We start from the raw sequence: 17,342 nt of genomic DNA, 5'->3' as shown, positions 1-17,342 counted from the left end.
GGGAGATGGTCATGGACTGGAATCGCATCGAAGGAAACTGGAAGCAGTTCAAGGGATCGGCCAAGGAGAAATGGGGCAAGCTCACTGACGACGATCTTCAATTGATCGAGGGCCGCCGCGAGCAGCTCGAGGGCCGGATCCAGGAACGCTACGGCAAGGCCAAGGACCAGGTTCGTCAAGACGTCGACGACTGGCTCAAATCGCTGCACTGAAGCAGTGCAACGAAGCCCCGGCGAAAGCCGGGGCTTCTTGTTTGGCGAGTAGCCCGGATCAGCGAAGCGACATCCGGGACCTTTGTTGCGGCACTCCGGATATCGCGGCGCTGATCCGGGCTACGTGACCTTCGCTAGAACACCGCGAGATATTTCAACAGCGACACGATGCCGATGATGATGACGACCACGCGCGCGATCTGCTTGGCGCGGCCGTCCATCGGCAGCATGTTGATGAGATAAAGGACGAGAATAACGACGAGAAAAGTGACGAGTACGCCCACCAGCATCGCGAGACCCCCTTCAGGCAAATTGCGACCACCGCTCTAACGCCTGTCTCCCGCGCTGGTTCCATCGCGGCAACCCACTGCAACTTCTAGTAAATACGTACTTCTACGATCGGACGGCCTGCCTAAAATTTTACCCTTTTCCATTCAGATGCGGAAATGACGCCGGGGCCGTGGGCCGCAAACGGCGTGCGATTGCCGTTCTGCCGCGCCGGGCTTGTCGATGCTGCCGGGCGTTTTCAAGAGCTTTGCAATGGGAATTGGGGGGACTTCGATGCTGAATCGTCTGACCGTATCCGCGCTGCTGAAGGCGGTGATCGCGATCACGTCGGCCTGCGTGGTGCTCGCGCTCTCGCTCACCGCCTTCGAGTCCTGGGATCGCCTCAAGACCGCCAACCGCATCTCGCAGACCGCCGACGCATCCGCCGATTTGTTCAAGGCGATGCACAGCCTGCGCACCGACCGATCGACCACGACGCGGCTCCTCAACTCGGCCGAACCGATGGATGCCGAGATCGAGAAATATCTGCGCGCGATCCGGGACACCGAGATGCCCGCAATGGCACGCGCGCTGGAGCTGCTGCCGGTCATGGACTTCCCGCAATCAGGCACGCCGGTGCCGGAGCTTGCGCGCCTCCACAAGTTGCTGACCGAAGAGCAGAAACAGTTCTGGGCGGATATGGCCAAGCCCAGGGATCAGCGTCGGGCCGGCCTGCCGAAGGAATATATGGAGACGACGGGCGGCCTGCTCGAAACGCTCGACAAGCTGTCGAACGTCCTGGCCGCCACCGTGAATCACCAGGACGCCGTGATCGACCAGCTGCTGTCGATCAAGCAGAACGCCTGGCTGCTCCGCAACACCGCGGGCGAAGCTTCGCTGGTCGTCTCGACCGGTCTTGCCGCCGGCAAGATCACACCGGAAGCCCGCAACAGCTACACCCAGCATGTCGGCGGCACGTCGGCGATGTGGAAGGCGCTGGAATTGTCAGCCTCGGGCATGCAGTTGCCGCCCGCACTCGTCTCCGCCATGGCCGCGGCCAAGACCGCCTATTTCGAGCCGCAATATCTGACCCTGCGGGACCGCCTCGCTGACACGCTGGTCAAGGGCGAGAAGGCCGAGATGACCGCCAACCAGTGGAGCCCGCTCACGGTCGGCCGCCTTTCCAGCGCTGTCACAGTGGCGGAAGCCGCTCTCGACGCCGCCAAGGCCCATACGCTGGAGCAGCGCGGCGCCGCGCAGCGCGCACTGATCGTGCAGCTCGGATTGCTGGCGCTCGCCATAGGCCTTGCCGTCGGCGCGGTCATGCTCGTGAGCCGTCGCGTGATCCATCCCCTGAACACCATCCGCGACGCCATGTTGAAGGTCGCCGGCGGCGACCTTGCCGTCGACAGCGGCTATCTCGATCGTCAGGACGAGATCGGCGCACTGGCCGGCGCGCTGGAGACCTTCAAGCAGCAGGCCACCGACAAGCTCAAGATCGAAGAGCAGGAACGCGAGCGCAATACGGGCGCTGCCGCACGCCAGCGCGCCGTCGAGGCCTATGTCGGCGAGTTCGAGGGCGCGGTGCGCAAGACGCTGGGCGAATTGGGCGAGGCGTCCGGCGAGATGCGCAAGACCTCGGGCGACCTCTCCGCCGTGTCGCGCCAGACCAACGATCGCGTCCAGGTCGCCGGCAAGGCCTCCAACGACGCCTCCATGAGCGTCGACAGCGTCGCCGCCGCCGCCGAGGAGCTCTCGGCCTCAATCAACGACATCAGCCAGCAGGCTGCGCATGCCGCAGGCATCGCCGGTCGCGCCGTCACGCAGGCGCGCGAAACCGACGGCACCGTGCAGGGCCTGGCGAAGTCGGCGGGGCGCATCGGCGAGGTCGTCGGCCTGATCAACACCATTGCGGCGCAGACCAATCTGCTCGCGCTCAACGCCACCATCGAAGCGGCGCGCGCCGGCGAAGCCGGCCGCGGCTTTGCCGTGGTCGCCTCCGAAGTGAAGTCGCTGGCAAGCCAGACCGCGAAGGCGACCGAGGAAATCTCCGAACAGATCGCCGACATCCAGAAAGTCGCGGGCGACGCCATCAACGCGATCCAGACCATCGGCGGCATCATCGGCGAAGTGAACGAAGTGGCGACCGCCATTGCCGCCGCGGTGCAGGAGCAGGGTGCGGCGACGCAGGAGATCACGCGCAGCACCCAATTCGCGGCGCAGGGCACCAAGAACGTCTCGGACAACATCACCGGCGTCAAAGCCGATGCGGACGCTGCCGCCGCAGCCGCCGACAATGTGAAGCAGGCCTCCGAGATGCTGGAGAGCCAGAGCCGCCAGCTCGGCCATGAGGTCAGCGACTTCCTCGGCAAGATCCGCGCGGCGTAACGTTGTAAGTTAGACAGCAAGCTGCCTCTACACCTTCGGTGTCATCCCCGCGAACGCGGGGATGACACCGGAGATTGAGGCGGTAGCGCTAGACCCCACGTGAAGCCGCCGCTACTCCTTCGCCACCACCGGCACCTGGCGGAATTTGGCGCGCACCGATTCCGGCAGCGGCGAAAAATTCATCGCGACGCCGCGGCGGTCGTTGGCGTTGCGGCTGGCGACCACCAGGCCGTCAGCGCCGGCGACGATATCGCCCTTGCGGAGGGTAGGATCGTCGTCGACCTTGACCTGCGCAAGCCCGACCGGATCCTTGCCGTTGCAGGTGCAGCCCGCGACGATCTCATTGCGATAGCGGTACGCATTGGGCAATTCCGAATAAGATTTTCCCTTGTCGGTCGTGGCGTCTTCGATGTTGCCGCCATAGACCAGCGAGGTCTCCGACGTCGGGCAGAAACTCTTGCAGGATTGCGCCTTGCTCTCGGCATCATTGCCTTGCGCCGGGAAGTAGCGGCCGTCGCAGCCGCGCACGCAATAGGCCGTGCCGCCGCCATAGGCCGCGCGTTGGCGAGGGGCGTCGTAGCGGGGCATGCCGTCGTTGGGGAAAGGCATACGGATCTCCGGCGGCGGCCGCATCCGGAAGCCCCCGAACAGGGCCGAGAAGAAATCCTCCGCGTGCGCCGACGGCGTCTGAGCGACACCGGCGGAGGCAATGACCAGGATTGCCAGACCGCCAGCGAGCCTGCCGTTCATACGTCTGCTCATGTCACCTCACTCAGACTTAATTCACGGCCGAGGACGCCGAAATATTCAACGCCTGCCGGCCCGACGGCATCGCCGTCACGGCTGGACGCTTGCGCGCGGGGTCGCCGCCTTTGGCCATCAGCGGCGCGTTCTTCGGCAGCACCACGACCTTGGCGCCGATATTGACGCGGCTGAACAGGTCGGTGACGTCCTCGTTGGTCATGCGGATGCAGCCGGAGGAGACGAACTTGCCGATCGTGGAGGGATCGTTGGTGCCGTGGATGCGGTATTCGCTGGAGCCGAGATACATCGCACGCGCCCCGAGCGGGTTGCCGGGACCGCCGGCGACGAAGCGCGGCAAATAGGGCTGGCGCGCAATCATCTCGGCCGGCGGATGCCAGTCCGGCCATTCCGCCTTGCGGCTGACGCTCTGCACGCCGGACCACGTGAAGCCTTCGCGGCCGACGCCGACGCCGTAACGGATCGCACGACCATTACCGAGCACGTAATAGAGATAGGTGTTGTTGGTATCGATGACGATGGTGCCGGCCGGCTCGCTGCGGTCGAAGCCGACGACCTGCTTGCGCAGGCGATCGGGCAGCTGGGCATCCTCGTCGGCAGCCTGCGGCGCTTCGTTCACATAGCCCTGCGCGTAACCCTGGTCCTGCGGATACGTCTGCGGCTGCATCGGCGAATAGCCGTACGTCTGCGCGCTCGCGCCAGCGATAGGCACCGCCAGCAGAGCGGTTGCGAAAGCGAAGGCGGTGACGACGCGCGGCGAGAAGCGGCGACGGACTGCAGAGAACTTTGTCATGTGCTGCCCCGTTAAATGCGTGCATCAGGGTGATGCGCTTGCGAACAAACGCCGCGGGGGCGATTCAGGTTCCGGCCCTGCGCGCGGCATCCTTGTCACAGTCAAGCGAGCGCGTGTTCACGAAGCCGCGATGGAACCGCGGCACTGCTGGCGCATTATCAGCTCGCCAAATGGGCGCGCGGATCGAGGCTTCCGTGCGGGAGAGAGATTGTGCGCGTCCTTCCCAGTGAACGTCTGATTCCCGGCAACAGCGAAGGCAGTCCGCTTCCCGACAGCCATATCGAGCTGCCGCCGGTGATCCGCCGCACCGAGTTCGTCGCCTTCGCGCTTGCCGGCTTGTTACTGATTGCGGTCGTTACCGTGCTCTACGTTGGAAGAGCTTTCTTCCTGCCGGTAGTGATGGCCTTCGTCACCGGCACCATGCTGTCGCCGGCGGCGGGCTTTCTGGAGCGGTACAAGGTGCCGCGCAGCGTAGGTGCCGTTCTGATCGTAGTTGCAGGGACCGCCGTGGTGGCCTTTGTGGTGGCGCTGATCGCCTCCCCCGCGATGGAATGGAGCACGCGCCTGCCGGAGCTCGGCGCGCAATTGAAGGACAAGCTGCACGTGTTCGACCGACCGCTCGCATTGTGGCGAGAGCTGCAGGCCATGGTCGGCGGCTCGGAAGGACTGCCGAACTTCCAGATGCCGAAATTCGATTGGGTGCAGCCGACGCTGGAATTCCTGTCACCGACCTTTACCGAATTCCTGCTGTTCTTCGTCACCCTGATCCTGTTCATCGCAAGCTGGCGCGACCTGCGCCGGGCGCTGATCATGACCTTCAGCGACCGCGACGCCCGGCTGCGCACGCTTCGGATCCTCAACGAGATCGAGGTCCATCTCGGCAACTACCTCCTGACCGTCACGCTCATCAATATTGGGGTCGGCGTCGCCACCGGCCTCGTCTGCGCGCTCACCGGCATGCCCAATCCGGCCGGGCTCGGCGCGCTCGCGGCAACCCTCAACTTCATCCCGATCATCGGGCCGATCGCGATGTTCGCCGTTCTGCTCGTGGTGGGGCTGGTCGCCTTCCCAACCATCAGCGGCGGCCTGATGGCGGCGCTCGCCTTCGGCGGCCTCACCTTCCTGGAGGGGCACTTCGTCACGCCCATGATCATCGGGCGGCGGCTGGCGCTGAACGCGCTCGCCGTGCTGCTGGCGCTCGCGTTCTGGACCTGGCTGTGGGGGCCTATGGGCGCCTTCCTGTCGTCGCCGCTCCTGATCGTCGCGCTGATCCTGAAGGAGCATCTGTTGCCGGCGGATGCGCCGCAGCTTCCGCAGGATTGACCGGTTTCCGTGAACGGAACTTCCCCGACGACGAAACGTTTTCCGGCTATCTCAGCCGTCAACAGTTTGGAGCTCCCGATGTCCACGACCAATGCCGAAGCCGGGATGAAAGACTGGACCGACAAAGCCACCAGAGAACGCCTCGAGAAGGATGTAGCAGCCGTGAAAAGCGATATCGCCGCCCTCACCGACCAGATCACCGACGCGCTCAACACCTTTGCCAATTCCACCAGCAAGCAGGCTCGCCGCGGCTATCGCCAGGCGCGCGAGAACATGGATACCGCGCTCGACGACGTGTCGGAGCGCGGCAGTGCAATGATGGGCGCGGCCCAGGAAGCCTACGGCTCGATCGAGGAGACGCTCGAAGACGCGATCACACAGCGGCCGCTTGCGACCGTCGGACTCGCGCTCGGCATCGGCTTTCTGATCGGTGCCGCCTGGCGCCGGTAAGATTTGCGGACGCGTGTTGAGGCGTCGGCACCGGCGCGTTGCCGGTGTCGGCCCGTGACGGTTTGGCTTGCGGGGAATTGAGGAGCGAGGGCCATGTTTCAGCGCATTATCGATGGGATCAGTGCATCCACCGGCACGACGGTGCGGCTGACCTCGCTTGCCGCAGCCGCGGCCTTCGCGCTGTTCGTGACGACGTGCTTCCTCTGCGCCGCCGCCTTCATCTCGGTGCTGGAGAAATATGGCCCGGTGCAGGCCTGTCTTGCCGGCGCCGGCATCTTCTTCCTGCTGACGCTGGCAGCGGCAGGCTCTTATTGGGGCTACAAGCGCGAGGTGCAGAAGCGCGCCCAGATCGCGGCCGAGCGCGCCGCGAAGTCGGCGGCGCAGAGCATGCTCGCGGATCCCATGCTGCTCGCCACCGGGCTGCAGATCGTCCGTGCCATCGGCATCAAACGGCTACTGCCGATCCTGGCGATCGGCGGCGTCGCCCTCGGCATCATGGCGAGCCGCGCGGGCGTTCCCGACGAGGCGTCGGCCGAGCCCGCCGAATAGCTTAGAAAATTTCGTTGTAAGTCCTCCGAGCGCATCTATCAGAATTCGTCGATAAGACACCGCGCAATTTCGCGCCATAACGGCGCGGCTGCCCCAGCCATCACGCAAACGCTACTCGGATGGGCAGGCGGTTGCCGTTAAAAGTATCACCCTGATTCCCAAAGCTATTTTAATCAATGAAACCGTCCGTTAAGGCGAACCTCGCCGCATTCCATCACGACGCCAGGCTGTATCTGACGCTCGGTATCGCCAACTGGTCGGTTTTCGTCGACCATATCCCGAACAACGTCGTCAACCTGCTGACGCTGCGCAATTTCGGCTTCAGCGGCGCCGCTGACCTGTTCGTGTTCGTCGTCGGCTATGGCGTCGCCATCATCCACGGCCGGATGGCGCTTGAACGGGGCTACCTCGTCGCGGCGACGCGCATCTTCCGCCGCGTCTGGCGGCTCTACGCCGCCTATGTCGTGCTGTTCGTGATCTACATCGACACCATCGCCTATGTCGCCTCGCAGTCGATGGCGCCGGAGATCATCCACGAATACAATATCTCGGGCATTCTCGAGCACCCGCTGCGGATCCTGGTCCGCGGCCTCGTGCTCCAGGAGGAGCCACTGAACCTCGATCTCCTGCAATTGATGATCCCGCTGATGGCCTTTTTTCCGTTCGCGCTGTGGGGTCTGTTGCGGTGGCCGAACCTGACCCTGGCGGCATCGGTCGCGCTGTATCTTGCCGCACGCTGGTTCGACTGGAATTTTCGGGTCTATCCGGACCAGGAATGGACTTTCAATCCGCTCTGCTGGCAGATGCTGATGGTGCTCGGGGGCTGGTTCGCCGTGACGGGCGCGCCCGGGCGCGCGCTACGTGACATGCCCTGGCTGCGAATTCTCGCCGGCACCTATCTCGTATTCGCGATGGCCATCACCTTGCTGCGCAATTCGCCGGCAATGTCGGCTTACCTGCCCGACCTCCTCCTCGACAGCATCGCGCCGACCGACAAGGAAAACCTCGCGCCCTATCGCGTGATTCACTTCCTCGCGCTCGCCTTGCTGGCGACCCATCTCATTCCGGCCAATCATCCCGGCCTGCAATTGAAGCCGCTGCAGGCGGTCATCCGATGTGGCGAGGAATGGCTCGCCGTGTTCTGCGTCGGGGTGTTCCTGTCGTTTGCGGGCCATCTCATCCTGATCACCAGCGCCAATCTGGTGGCGATGCAGATCGTGGTGAGCCTCGCCGGCTTCGCCGCCATGACCGCGGTAGCCTACTATGTCGCCTGGTCGAAGTGGCAGGATCTGCCGACGGCCTTGCGGCAGCAGGCCTAAAGCGCGATGCGATGAGGATAAATCGTCATCGCGCTTTAGGTTGTTGTTTAAGCATGATCTTTTCGGAAAACCGCTGCGCACTTTTCCGGATCATGCTTTAGAGCCAATTTCGTCCGATGGAATCGGAACGGGCCCTGGATTCTTGTTTTGGGTCGTTTTCTTCACGGCAGCCGGGATCCACTTCGCTCGAAAACGCTCCAGGCAGAGAATCGTGCGATTCTGCTAGGCCGAAAGCGGCGGCTGCGCTATGCGGAGAGGCTGTGCGTGAGGAGACCGGGCGTGGCGATGGTGAAAAGCGGGGGTGAAGAGGCCGAGAGCGCGCCCCGGCGCGGCCGGCCGCGATCGATCGAGACTAGCAACGCCATTCTCGAAAGCGCCTATACGCTGATGGCGTCCACTGGCCTTGCCGCCACCACCATCGACGCAATCGCCCGCCACTCCAGCGTCTCCAAGATGACGATCTACAAATGGTGGCCGTCCCGCGAGGCGCTCTTGATCGACGCCTTTCTTCAACATGCCGCGCAGATGCTGCCGCTGCCCGCGGTGAGCTCCGGCAACCCCGCAGCGCGCGCCCGCCGCCATGCCGCAGCCTACGCCGAGGCGCTCCAGGGCGAGTTCGGCAAGGTCCAGCTCGCGGTCATCTCCGAATGCATTTCCAAAACCGGCTCCGCCGAGCTGTTCTATGCCCGCTATCTGCAATTCCGTCGCGACGCGCTGGTCGAGATGATCGCGGCAGGCCAGAACGATGGCAGCATCCTGGCCGAAGGGCCGGCTGAGGATCTTTACGACGCGATCTATGGCGGCCTGTTCTACCGCTACGTCTTCGGCATCGCGCCGATCACGCCGGCCTACGCCCGCAACCTGGTCGACCTGGTGTTGCGGCCCAAGGGTTAGGAAGGGACAGTCCGAGGCTGAAGCCGGCGGCTTCTATCGCGCAGGCCTCACCGGTGCCGAGATCTTGTCCGTGCGGTCGCGCTCGGTCATGTCGACCACCGTCTCCATCGGCGCGGTCAGCTCGTAGACATAGGAAGCGTCGGTGAAATAGCGCTTGGCGGTGCCGCCCAGCGCCTCGGGGGCGACGCGGTCGAGCAGGATCAGGCCGAAATCGGAATCGGGGCGGCGCGTCGCCTCGCTGGTGTTGAGCTCCTCCCAGCGGAAATGGAAGACCTCGCCCGCCCCCTCGCCCGTCACGGTCCAGCTGGCGGTGATGTGCGGGTGCTTTCCGACCAGCGACAGGCCCTCGTCGGAATGCGAGGCAAGTTCGAAGAACAGTAGCGAGAGGCTCTGCGCCGCGCGCGCGCTGACCGCGATATCAGGACCGGTGACGGCGATGCGGTCGGCATGCGGGATGGCGCGCGCCTCGAACAGGCCCTTCAGCTTGACGCCCTGCCACTGGCTCTCGCTGAGCAGCGAGACCACGTTGGACATGGCGTGGATGCGCCCGATCAGGAGCTCGCGAGCGACGTCGATGTCCGAGCCGTGACGCAAGGTGCGCGTCACGATCGACTGGATCACCGCGAGGATATTCTTGACCCGGTGGTTGAGCTCGTCGATCACCGCGGTCAGCCGGCGCTCGAAGCCGATTCTGACCTGGATTTCTCGGCTGAGCCGCAGATTGTTGTAGGCGACATAGCCAAACAAGCCGCACACCATCGCAGTAATCGCAAAGCCGATCGCAGCCACGATGATCGCGGTCTGCTCGGCGCGACGCGCCGAGTTGGTCTTGGCGTAATAACCCAGCTGCCAGTCACGGCCGCCGAAACTCACCGTGCGCGTCGCCGATGGCGTCGGCCCGTCCGCCGTCGTCATGCGGGTGGAGACGATGCCCTGATCGTTGGCAACGAGCTCGCCACCTTCCTTGCGCGGGTCCCTGAGCGCGACCGAGAACAACGACATGTCGTCGTTGGTCAGCATCAGCGAGGCGAGTTCGTAGGAAAAGGTGACGAACCCGGCTGGCTCGGTCGCCCCCTCGGGAATGACGGGAGCTGCCACAATGACCCCGACCGGCCCGTTGCCGCGCAACAGCGGAATCGGGTCCGACGCCACCGACCGCTTCTCGAGCCGGGCCCGTGTCAACATGGCGCTGCGAACCTGATCCTGGTCGTAACTACGGCCAGGCAGGGCCTTGGTCTCGTCGCTGCGCGGCTCGAGATCCAACAGCACGTCGATCGGCTGGGTGATCTCGGCCGGATTGATCGGCTTGTCGTCAAAGGTGCGGATCTTCGGATTCGGGAAGCCGGCGCCCCCAATGGCAGCCTGCGCCGCCGTAAGCTCGTTCGGCTTCAGCCGGGCGATCCAGCCGGCCACCACGAAATCGGTCTTGAAGGCATAGATGGCCGAGCGCAGCGGCTCCAGCATGTTCGGCTTGATCACGGATGGTGTGCGGAACAGGCCTGAGGCGACACGTGCGAGCAGTTCGCGCTCGGTGAGCCGGTCCTGCACCAGGCTGGCATGAACGTCGATCGCGCGCGCGAGCGCGATTCGATCCAGCGCCAGCTCCTGGTCGTGGACGCGATAGGCCGCAAGCCCGGAGAGCAAGGCTCCGAGCAGAGCGATGAAACCGATGATGAAACCCAGCCGGACCACGCGACTACTCAGGCGAAAGCAGGAGGTCGGCAATAAACAAGGAGCATATGAACGCCGCTCGAACGGCCATGTGCCGAAACAGGGTGAACCCCGGTGGCAGAGATAATGAAGGAGGAGGCATCGGTACGCAACTTGGGTCGCCTGGAAAGCTTAATCCGCCCGGCCGATGGTCTGGCGAATTGCCCGGGCACCGGAGGTAGTTAATCGCCGTGTCCGAAATTTGTTCCGTGGTTGCGGCCCGGCCCCAAGGTTAATGGCGAAAAAGGCATGCGCCAAGTCGTCGCGCGCTGTCAGCCCGCCCGTTTCAGGCCGCCTTTGGCCTCGATGAAGCCGACAATGCGGTCAAGGCCCTCGCTCTTCTTCAGATTGGTCATGACGAAGGGGCGCTCGCCGCGCATGCGCCTGGCGTCCGTGTCCATCTTCTCCAAGGAGGCGCCGACATGGGGGGCGAGGTCGATCTTGTTGATGACCAGCAGGTCGGACCGGGTGATGCCAGGGCCGCCCTTGGACGGGATCTTGTCGCCGGCGGCCACGTCGATGACGTAGATGGTCAGGTCGGCCAGCTCCGGGGAAAAAGTGGCAGCGAGATTGTCGCCGCCGGATTCGATCAGAACGAGGTCGAGCCCGGGAAATTTCGCCCGCATGTCCGCCACCGCGGCGAGGTTCATCGAGGCGTCCTCGCGGATCGCGGTGTGCGGGCAGCCGCCGGTCTCGACGCCGGCAATGCGGTCCGGCGTCAGCGAGCCCGAACGCACCAGGAACTCGGCATCCCATTTGGTGTAGATGTCGTTGGTGATCGCGGCAATGTCATAGCGCTCGCGCATGGTCTTGCAGAGCAAGTCCATCAGCGCGGTCTTGCCCGATCCGACGGGACCGCCGACGCCGACACGCAAGGGGCCGTGAGATTTCGACATGTCATTCGCTCTTTCTCGATGGGTCAAAGGCCGCACCGCTCACGACCGGAACAGCCGGGTATATTGCGTCTCGTGCCGCAGGCTGGCGAGATCGGCGCGGAAGGTCGCGCTGCCGAGATCTTCCAGTATCGCATTCAGCGCACGATAGGCGGTGGCGGCGGCGGCCGCTTCCAGCCTCACCAACACGCGCTGGCTGTCAGTCTGGCCGAGCGGAATGAGCCGGCTGGCGGCCGAAATCCAGTTCGATACCAACGCATGCAGGAACGCGTGCACCGTCGGCGCCAGCGCCACGCCGTGCTTGGCGGCGACCACGCCGACCGCGACGGGATAGACCAGTGGCGTGCGGCAAGCCGCAACCATGGCATCCAGGCCGTCTACATCCCAGGCAGCGCGTGCGATGTCGATGAAGGCGCGGCCCTGCGAGGTCGTCTCCAGCTGCCGCTCGCGCGACGGCACCATGGCCGCGGCGAGCTCGGCGATATCGCTCAAGGTCGCATCTTCGCCCATCGCTGCAGCACGATAGGCATGCACGAGAAACGTCGCGTCGCAAAAGCCGGAGCCGTCGCCGAGCATTGCGTCGAGCCAGTCGGCCAGCGTGGCCGTATCGACGATGTCGCCCGCCTCGACCGCCCATTCGATGCCGCTGGAATAGGAGAAGCCGCCGACCGGGAATGCCGGCGACAGCCAGGTCATCAGCCGGTACAGCGCCGCCGCCTCGCCCTCGGCGAGGTCGCGGACCGCGACCGGCTCACTTGTGGTCATGAGCATGCTTGTGGCCGTGGTGATGGTCGGGATGGTCGCAATGCTCGTCGTGGTGATGATCGTGCCCATGATCATGCGCGGCATGATCATGGTGGTGGTGGTCATGAGCGTGATGATCATGGCCATGGTGATCGTGACCATGGTCATGATGATGCCCGTGATCATGACGCGCATGATCGTCGTGCCCATGCGCGTGGCCGGCATCGGCATAGGCGCCGCCTTCGGGATCGAACGGCGCCTCGATCTCGATCACGCGCGCGCCGAGACCCTTCACCATCGCCTCGATGACGTGATCGCGGCGAATGCGCAGGGCCTTGGCCATGATCTGCGTCGGCAGATGGCGGTTGCCGAGGTGCCAGCCGACGCGGATGAGGTGATGCGGATCGCGGCCGCGGATTTCCAGCAGCGGCTCGGGCGCAGCGACCACTTCGACGAGCCGACCGTCCTCCAGCACCAGCGCATCGCCGCCGCGCAGTGCGACGGCCTGTTCCAGGTCGAGCAGGAATTCGAGCCCCCGCGTTCCCGTCATCGCCATGCGGCGGCGGTGCCGATCGTCGAAATCGAGCACCACCGTATCCGCCGGCGCTTCCGTGAAGCGGTGCTGTCCCCTGACCTGCGTCGCCCGGATCATGCGCTTTTACCTTGTCTCGACCTTCTCGGGCGTGATCACTTCGATCTTCGGCGGTGCCGTGAAGCACTTGACCGCCACGCGCCCGAACGTCTTCATGTGCTCCATGCCACGATGTGGTACCAGCGCCTCGGCGTTCTCCCACTGCTCGACGAACACCATCTTGGCAGGATCGGTGACGCTTTCATGCAGATCATAGGCGATATTGCCGGGCTCTTTCCGCGTCTCCTTGATGCAGGCGGTGGCGGCTGCAATGAATTCGGCGCGCGTCTCGGGCTTGATGGTCAAGGTGGCAACGACGTAGATCACGAGAAATCCTCCCGGCTTTTCTTCTAAGGTTAGATACCGGGCGGGACATTAGACCAGGCGGGATCGAACGCAAAACCGTAAAAGCCATCCCCGGACATGCCCTCTGGACATAATCCCGGGGACATGCGTTGAGGCGCTATTTCAGTACATGAAATATCGCTGCGCCATCGGCAGCACCTCGGCCGGCGCGCAAGTGAGCAGCTCGCCGTCCGCGCGCACCTCATAGGTCTCGGGATCGACCTCGATATTGGGCGTGGCATCGTTGTGGATCATACTCTTCTTCGAGATTTTTCCGCGGGTGTTCTGGACCGCGTAGAGCTTCTTGTCGATGCCGAGCTTTCGCGCGAGGCCGCCGGTGATGGCCGCCTTCGAGGTGAACACCACGGAAGACGCCGTGCGCGCCTTGCCGAATGCGCCGAACATCGGCTGGTAATGCACCGGCTGCGGCGTCGGGATCGAGGCATTGGGATCGCCCATGGGGGCAGCGACGATCATGCCGCCCTTGACGATGCAGTCAGGCTTGACGCCGAAGAAAGCCGGCGACCACAACACGAGATCGGCGAGCTTGCCCTTCTCGACCGAGCCGATCAGCTTCGACACGCCATGAGCGATGGCGGGATTGATCGTGTATTTGGCGATGTAGCGTTTGACGCGGAAATTGTCGTTGTCCTTGCCCTTGTCCTGCGGCAGTGACCCGCGCTGCTTCTTCATCTTGTCGGCAGTCTGCCAGGTCCGGATGATGACCTCGCCGAGACGGCCCATGGCCTGCGAGTCAGACGAAATCATCGAGAGTGCGCCGAGATCGTGCAGGATGTCTTCGGCCGCGATGGTCTCCTTGCGGATACGGCTTTCCGCGAACGCCAGATCTTCCGCGATCGAGGGATCGAGGTGGTGGCACACCATCAGCATGTCCAGATGCTCGTCGATGGTGTTGCGCGTGAACGGCCGGGTCGGGTTGGTCGAGGACGGCAGTACGTTCTTGAGCCCCGCGACCTTGATGATATCTGGGGCGTGACCACCGCCGGCGCCCTCGGTGTGGAAGGCGTGGATGGTGCGGCCCTTGAACGCCTTGATCGTGTCCTCGACGAAGCCGGATTCGTTCAGCGTGTCGGTATGGATCATCACCTGGATGTCGTGAGCATCGGCAACCGACAGGCAGTTGTCGATCGCCGCAGGCGTGGTGCCCCAGTCCTCGTGCAGCTTCAGCGCGCAGGCGCCGGCCTTGATCATCTCGACCAGGGCAGCAGGCCGCGAGGCGTTGCCCTTGCCGGAGATGCCGAGATTGACCGGGAAGGCATCGAACGACTGAATCATCCGCCCCATGTGCCAGGGACCCGGCGTGCAGGTGGTGGCGAAGGTGCCATGCGACGGGCCGGTGCCACCGCCCAGCATCGAGGTGACGCCAGACATCAGCGCGTGCTCGATCTGCTGCGGGCAAATGAAATGGATGTGGCTGTCGAAGCCGCCGGCGGTGAGGATCTTGCCCTCACCCGCGATCACATCCGTGCCCGGACCGATGATGATGGTGACGCCCGGCTGGATGTCGGGATTGCCGGCCTTGCCGATGCCGGCGATCATGCCGTCCTTGATGGCAACGTCAGCCTTCACGATGCCCCAGTGATCGACGATCAGCGCATTGGTGATGACGGTGTCGGCCGCGCCCTGCTTGTTGGTGACCTGCGACTGCCCCATGCCGTCGCGGATCACCTTGCCGCCGCCGAACTTCACCTCCTCGCCGTAGGTGGTGAAATCCTTCTCGACCTCGATGATGAGGTCGGTGTCGGCCAGCCGCACCCTGTCGCCGGTGGTCGGGCCGAACATGTCGGCATAGACGGAACGCTTTATTTTGACGGACATCACAAGCCCCGTTTGCGTTTGAATGTTTGGTGACTCACAGCAAAGCCCTCGCTGCTTTCACGGCATCATCGAATTTCTCGTCGAGCCACGGATTGCCGCCGCGGCAACCGGCAGCGACCTGCGTGGCCCATCCAACGTAATCAGCGAGATCGTCGCGCTCGTCCGCACTCGGATCGGTCTGAATACGCGCGCCGATGTTGCTGATCTTGTCGGCGATCTTGATCAGCTTCGCGCCAGCAGATTTCTTCGGCGCATCGACAATCTGCAGACGCCGCCGCTCTGCCTTGGGACGGCTCATGTCGTCGGTGCATTCGACGACGAGGGAGGCAACACGCTCCGAGAATTTCTGCGCCAGCTCCTCGCGCGTGGTGTCGGTGTCCTCGATGGTATCATGCAGCCAGCCGGCCGCGACCAGTTCGGCATCGGCGCCGTCGGTCGCGGTCGCCAGCAGGTTCGCGACCTCGGCAAGATGATTGACGTAAGGCTCGCTCCCCCGCCGCTTGCGCGCCATGCCGTTGTGACGGTGCGCAGCGAGTTCGGCGGGTTCTGAGACGAGGCGGACGGGCGACAGCATGGGAAATACCTCCGTTTCCGCCTCAACCGTGCCGCACCGCGCTCGTTCCTGCTGAGATCACAGCTTCCCCATCACGTCGCCACGAAAACCGTAAATCGTCTTCTTGCCCGCCATGGCGACGAGTTGCACGTCGCGGGTCTGGCCGGGTTCGAAGCGGACGGCGGTGCCGGCGGCAATGTCGAGGCGCATACCGCGGGCTTTCTTGCGGTCGAATTTCAGCGCGGGGTTGGTCTCGAAGAAATGGTAGTGCGAGCCGACCTGGATCGGGCGATCGCCGGTGTTGGCGACTGTCAGCGTCACGGTCTTGCGGCCGGCATTGAGCTCGATCTCGCCGTCCTGGATGAAGAGTTCACCGGGGATCATTCTATCCTCCTCGTCATTCCGGGGCTCGCGCAGCGAGAAGGCCGGAATCTCGAAACCAAAACCTCTGGATTCCGGGTTCGCCCTGCGGGCGCCCCGGAATGACGAATTCGAATTACCTGATCGGCTCGTGGACGGTGACGAGCTTGGTCCCGTCCGGAAAGGTCGCCTCGACCTGGATGTCGTGGATCATCTCGGGAATGCCCGGCATCACCTGGTCGCGGGTGAGGACCTGCGCGCCGGATTGCATCAGCTCGGCGACGGTGCGGCCATCGCGTGCGCCTTCGAGGATGAAGTCGGAGATGATCGCGATCGCTTCGGGATGGTTGAGCTTGACGCCGCGGTCCAGCCGACGGCGGGCCACGATGGCCGCCATCGAGATCAGAAGCTTGTCCTTTTCGCGGGGAGACAGGTTCATGAAGAATCTCTTCCGTTCAACACGTCAATTCAGCCGGTCAGTTCAGCCAGAGTCGCGGCAGGGCCGTTCCAGTGCGCGCCAGCACGGCCATCATGTCGGCCCGCAACCGCGCCGCATCTTGGGCACAGAACCGGGCCATTGCAAAGCCATTCCACGCCGAGATTCCGACCTCGCCAGAGAATGAGTCCGAGGCCGCGCGAATGCGCTCGATCAGAGCCTCGTCACCGGGCACGATCAGCGCCGTGCCGATCGCGGCACCGCCCTTGGCGACGGCGGATCGCTCAAGCTTTGCGCCGATATTGCCGTCGAGCCTGATGGTCTCGGCAAACACCAGCCTGCCACCACGCCGCAGCCGCCAGCGGTCGACGAACTCGCCCTGCTCCATCCGCTCGCCCATGGCAGCGCGGCCGAACACCACGATCTCGCAGAGCAGGAGCGAGGCGGCATCATCAAGCTCGATATCGAAGCGGCGGTGGACCCGGGCGCGGTCGAACAGGATCGTCTCTTGCGGCAACCAGGAAAGATGCGCGCCTGCAGCGACGTTCAAGGCGATGCTGAGCTGCGCCGCGGCTCCGGGCGCCCGATAGACCTTTTCGGCGGCGGCGGTCGTCAGCGTCAGGCGCGAGCCTTGGCCCGCCGCGATGTCGATCTCGAAACTGTCGCCACCGGCAACGCCGCCTGCCGTGTTGACGAACACGCCGGAGAGCCCCTCGCCTTCCGGCGAAGGAAAACGCACGCGCAGCGAGCCGGATTCATGCAAGACGCCGCGCCGCGTCACGCCGTCACGCGCATGGACGTCGAAGCGCACCGCGCCGCGGGCACGGTTCGCCTCGAAAACCCCTGACGTGACCGAAACGTCGCTGCGCATCCG

At 64.2% G+C, this 17,342-nt stretch carries 20 protein-coding genes; 7 read left to right on the top strand and 13 right to left on the bottom strand.

Features of this window, described 5'->3' with window-relative positions; genetic code table 11:
- Positions 1-11 precede the first annotated feature (11 nt).
- On the top strand, positions 12-212 hold the full coding sequence (locus tag GA0061098_RS08890; protein ID WP_026312563.1) for a CsbD family protein: 201 nt from the start codon (positions 12-14) through the stop codon (positions 210-212).
- A gap of 134 nt (positions 213-346) precedes the next feature.
- On the opposite strand, the gene GA0061098_RS08885 is transcribed toward GA0061098_RS08890, so the two are convergent.
- On the bottom strand, positions 347-502 hold the full coding sequence (locus GA0061098_RS08885) for a Thivi_2564 family membrane protein (RefSeq protein ID WP_007599832.1): 156 nt from the start codon (positions 500-502) through the stop codon (positions 347-349).
- 271 nt (positions 503-773) lie between these two features.
- Between GA0061098_RS08885 and GA0061098_RS08880 the strand changes: the two genes are divergently transcribed.
- Entirely contained in the window at positions 774-2,867 is a 2,094-nt protein-coding gene (locus GA0061098_RS08880) for a methyl-accepting chemotaxis protein (protein ID WP_091955962.1), read from the top strand.
- 111 nt (positions 2,868-2,978) lie between these two features.
- Here the strand turns inward: GA0061098_RS08880 and GA0061098_RS08875 are convergent, their stop codons facing one another.
- Both GA0061098_RS08875 and GA0061098_RS08870 read right to left on the bottom strand, forming a co-directional pair.
- Positions 2,979-3,629 carry a DUF2865 domain-containing protein gene (locus tag GA0061098_RS08875; protein WP_091955961.1) on the bottom strand — a complete coding sequence of 217 codons (651 nt, stop codon included), beginning with the start codon at positions 3,627-3,629 and terminating at the stop codon, positions 2,979-2,981.
- A gap of 16 nt (positions 3,630-3,645) precedes the next feature.
- On the bottom strand, positions 3,646-4,422 hold the full coding sequence (locus tag GA0061098_RS08870; RefSeq protein WP_091955960.1) for a L,D-transpeptidase: 777 nt from the start codon (positions 4,420-4,422) through the stop codon (positions 3,646-3,648).
- A gap of 210 nt (positions 4,423-4,632) precedes the next feature.
- Between GA0061098_RS08870 and GA0061098_RS08865 the strand changes: the two genes are divergently transcribed.
- The 5 genes from GA0061098_RS08865 to GA0061098_RS08845 all read left to right on the top strand — a co-directional run bounded on the left by GA0061098_RS08865 (position 4,633) and on the right by GA0061098_RS08845 (position 8,957).
- Positions 4,633-5,745 carry an AI-2E family transporter gene (locus tag GA0061098_RS08865; RefSeq protein WP_091955959.1) on the top strand — a complete coding sequence of 371 codons (1,113 nt, stop codon included), beginning with the start codon at positions 4,633-4,635 and terminating at the stop codon, positions 5,743-5,745.
- 78 nt (positions 5,746-5,823) lie between these two features.
- A complete protein-coding gene (locus tag GA0061098_RS08860; RefSeq protein ID WP_028142077.1) occupies positions 5,824-6,195 on the top strand; it encodes an ElaB/YgaM/YqjD family protein in 372 nt (123 codons plus the stop codon).
- 93 nt (positions 6,196-6,288) lie between these two features.
- Positions 6,289-6,744, top strand: a complete 456-nt coding sequence (locus tag GA0061098_RS08855; RefSeq protein ID WP_091955958.1) for a hypothetical protein — start codon at positions 6,289-6,291, stop codon at positions 6,742-6,744.
- 176 nt (positions 6,745-6,920) lie between these two features.
- Positions 6,921-8,063: an OpgC domain-containing protein gene (locus GA0061098_RS08850; protein ID WP_091955957.1), complete on the top strand. Its 1,143-nt coding sequence runs from the start codon at positions 6,921-6,923 to the stop codon at positions 8,061-8,063.
- Between the two features lie 285 nt (positions 8,064-8,348).
- Positions 8,349-8,957 carry a TetR/AcrR family transcriptional regulator gene (locus tag GA0061098_RS08845; protein ID WP_165637255.1) on the top strand — a complete coding sequence of 203 codons (609 nt, stop codon included), beginning with the start codon at positions 8,349-8,351 and terminating at the stop codon, positions 8,955-8,957.
- Positions 8,958-8,990: 33 nt separating this feature from the next.
- Here the strand turns inward: GA0061098_RS08845 and GA0061098_RS08840 are convergent, their stop codons facing one another.
- The 10 genes from GA0061098_RS08840 to GA0061098_RS08795 all read right to left on the bottom strand — a co-directional run bounded on the left by GA0061098_RS08840 (position 8,991) and on the right by GA0061098_RS08795 (position 17,339).
- Positions 8,991-10,649, bottom strand: a complete 1,659-nt coding sequence (locus GA0061098_RS08840) for a CHASE domain-containing protein (protein ID WP_091955956.1) — start codon at positions 10,647-10,649, stop codon at positions 8,991-8,993.
- A gap of 290 nt (positions 10,650-10,939) precedes the next feature.
- Entirely contained in the window at positions 10,940-11,563 is a 624-nt protein-coding gene (gene ureG, locus GA0061098_RS08835; protein WP_008131868.1) for an urease accessory protein UreG, read from the bottom strand.
- A 39-nt stretch (positions 11,564-11,602) separates the two neighbouring features.
- Complete coding sequence (locus GA0061098_RS08830) at positions 11,603-12,331, bottom strand: urease accessory protein UreF (RefSeq protein ID WP_091955955.1); 729 nt, start codon at positions 12,329-12,331, stop codon at positions 11,603-11,605.
- Entirely contained in the window at positions 12,312-12,956 is a 645-nt protein-coding gene (locus GA0061098_RS08825; RefSeq protein ID WP_091955954.1) for an urease accessory protein UreE, read from the bottom strand. Before GA0061098_RS08825 ends, GA0061098_RS08830 begins: the two co-directional genes overlap by 20 nt.
- A 6-nt stretch (positions 12,957-12,962) precedes the next feature.
- Entirely contained in the window at positions 12,963-13,262 is a 300-nt protein-coding gene (locus GA0061098_RS08820; RefSeq protein WP_018318764.1) for a putative quinol monooxygenase, read from the bottom strand.
- A gap of 141 nt (positions 13,263-13,403) precedes the next feature.
- Complete coding sequence (gene ureC / locus GA0061098_RS08815) at positions 13,404-15,119, bottom strand: urease subunit alpha (RefSeq protein WP_091955953.1); 1,716 nt, start codon at positions 15,117-15,119, stop codon at positions 13,404-13,406.
- A 34-nt stretch (positions 15,120-15,153) separates the two neighbouring features.
- Positions 15,154-15,693: an HD domain-containing protein gene (locus tag GA0061098_RS08810; RefSeq protein WP_091955952.1), complete on the bottom strand. Its 540-nt coding sequence runs from the start codon at positions 15,691-15,693 to the stop codon at positions 15,154-15,156.
- 57 nt (positions 15,694-15,750) lie between these two features.
- Entirely contained in the window at positions 15,751-16,056 is a 306-nt protein-coding gene (locus tag GA0061098_RS08805) for an urease subunit beta (protein ID WP_026202067.1), read from the bottom strand.
- A 112-nt stretch (positions 16,057-16,168) separates the two neighbouring features.
- A complete protein-coding gene (locus GA0061098_RS08800; RefSeq protein WP_007605424.1) occupies positions 16,169-16,471 on the bottom strand; it encodes an urease subunit gamma in 303 nt (100 codons plus the stop codon).
- 37 nt (positions 16,472-16,508) lie between these two features.
- On the bottom strand, positions 16,509-17,339 hold the full coding sequence (locus GA0061098_RS08795) for an urease accessory protein UreD (protein ID WP_091955951.1): 831 nt from the start codon (positions 17,337-17,339) through the stop codon (positions 16,509-16,511).
- Positions 17,340-17,342 lie beyond the last annotated feature (3 nt).

Origin of the sequence: Bradyrhizobium shewense (assembly GCF_900094605.1) — a bacterium.
In the GTDB taxonomy this organism is placed as follows: domain Bacteria; phylum Pseudomonadota; class Alphaproteobacteria; order Rhizobiales; family Xanthobacteraceae; genus Bradyrhizobium; species Bradyrhizobium shewense.
Note: the sequence above shows the minus strand (reverse complement) of the source record. Positions and strands in the feature narration are given on the sequence as shown.

Coding starts and splice junctions, on each gene's coding strand:
- GA0061098_RS08880 (WP_091955962.1), top strand. CDS start 774: ATGCTGAATCGTCTGACCGTATCCGCGCTGCTGAAGGCGGTGATCGCG.
- GA0061098_RS08830 (WP_091955955.1), bottom strand. CDS start 12,331: ATGCTCATGACCACAAGTGAGCCGGTCGCGGTCCGCGACCTCGCCGAG.
- GA0061098_RS08825 (WP_091955954.1), bottom strand. CDS start 12,956: ATGATCCGGGCGACGCAGGTCAGGGGACAGCACCGCTTCACGGAAGCG.
- GA0061098_RS08875 (WP_091955961.1), bottom strand. CDS start 3,629: ATGAGCAGACGTATGAACGGCAGGCTCGCTGGCGGTCTGGCAATCCTG.
- GA0061098_RS08885 (WP_007599832.1), bottom strand. CDS start 502: ATGCTGGTGGGCGTACTCGTCACTTTTCTCGTCGTTATTCTCGTCCTT.
- GA0061098_RS08800 (WP_007605424.1), bottom strand. CDS start 16,471: ATGAACCTGTCTCCCCGCGAAAAGGACAAGCTTCTGATCTCGATGGCG.
- GA0061098_RS08795 (WP_091955951.1), bottom strand. CDS start 17,339: ATGCGCAGCGACGTTTCGGTCACGTCAGGGGTTTTCGAGGCGAACCGT.
- ureG (WP_008131868.1), bottom strand. CDS start 11,563: ATGTCGAAATCTCACGGCCCCTTGCGTGTCGGCGTCGGCGGTCCCGTC.
- GA0061098_RS08860 (WP_028142077.1), top strand. CDS start 5,824: ATGTCCACGACCAATGCCGAAGCCGGGATGAAAGACTGGACCGACAAA.
- GA0061098_RS08890 (WP_026312563.1), top strand. CDS start 12: ATGGACTGGAATCGCATCGAAGGAAACTGGAAGCAGTTCAAGGGATCG.
- GA0061098_RS08850 (WP_091955957.1), top strand. CDS start 6,921: ATGAAACCGTCCGTTAAGGCGAACCTCGCCGCATTCCATCACGACGCC.
- GA0061098_RS08810 (WP_091955952.1), bottom strand. CDS start 15,693: ATGCTGTCGCCCGTCCGCCTCGTCTCAGAACCCGCCGAACTCGCTGCG.
- GA0061098_RS08805 (WP_026202067.1), bottom strand. CDS start 16,056: ATGATCCCCGGTGAACTCTTCATCCAGGACGGCGAGATCGAGCTCAAT.
- GA0061098_RS08870 (WP_091955960.1), bottom strand. CDS start 4,422: ATGACAAAGTTCTCTGCAGTCCGTCGCCGCTTCTCGCCGCGCGTCGTC.
- GA0061098_RS08845 (WP_165637255.1), top strand. CDS start 8,349: ATGGTGAAAAGCGGGGGTGAAGAGGCCGAGAGCGCGCCCCGGCGCGGC.
- GA0061098_RS08855 (WP_091955958.1), top strand. CDS start 6,289: ATGTTTCAGCGCATTATCGATGGGATCAGTGCATCCACCGGCACGACG.
- ureC (WP_091955953.1), bottom strand. CDS start 15,119: ATGTCCGTCAAAATAAAGCGTTCCGTCTATGCCGACATGTTCGGCCCG.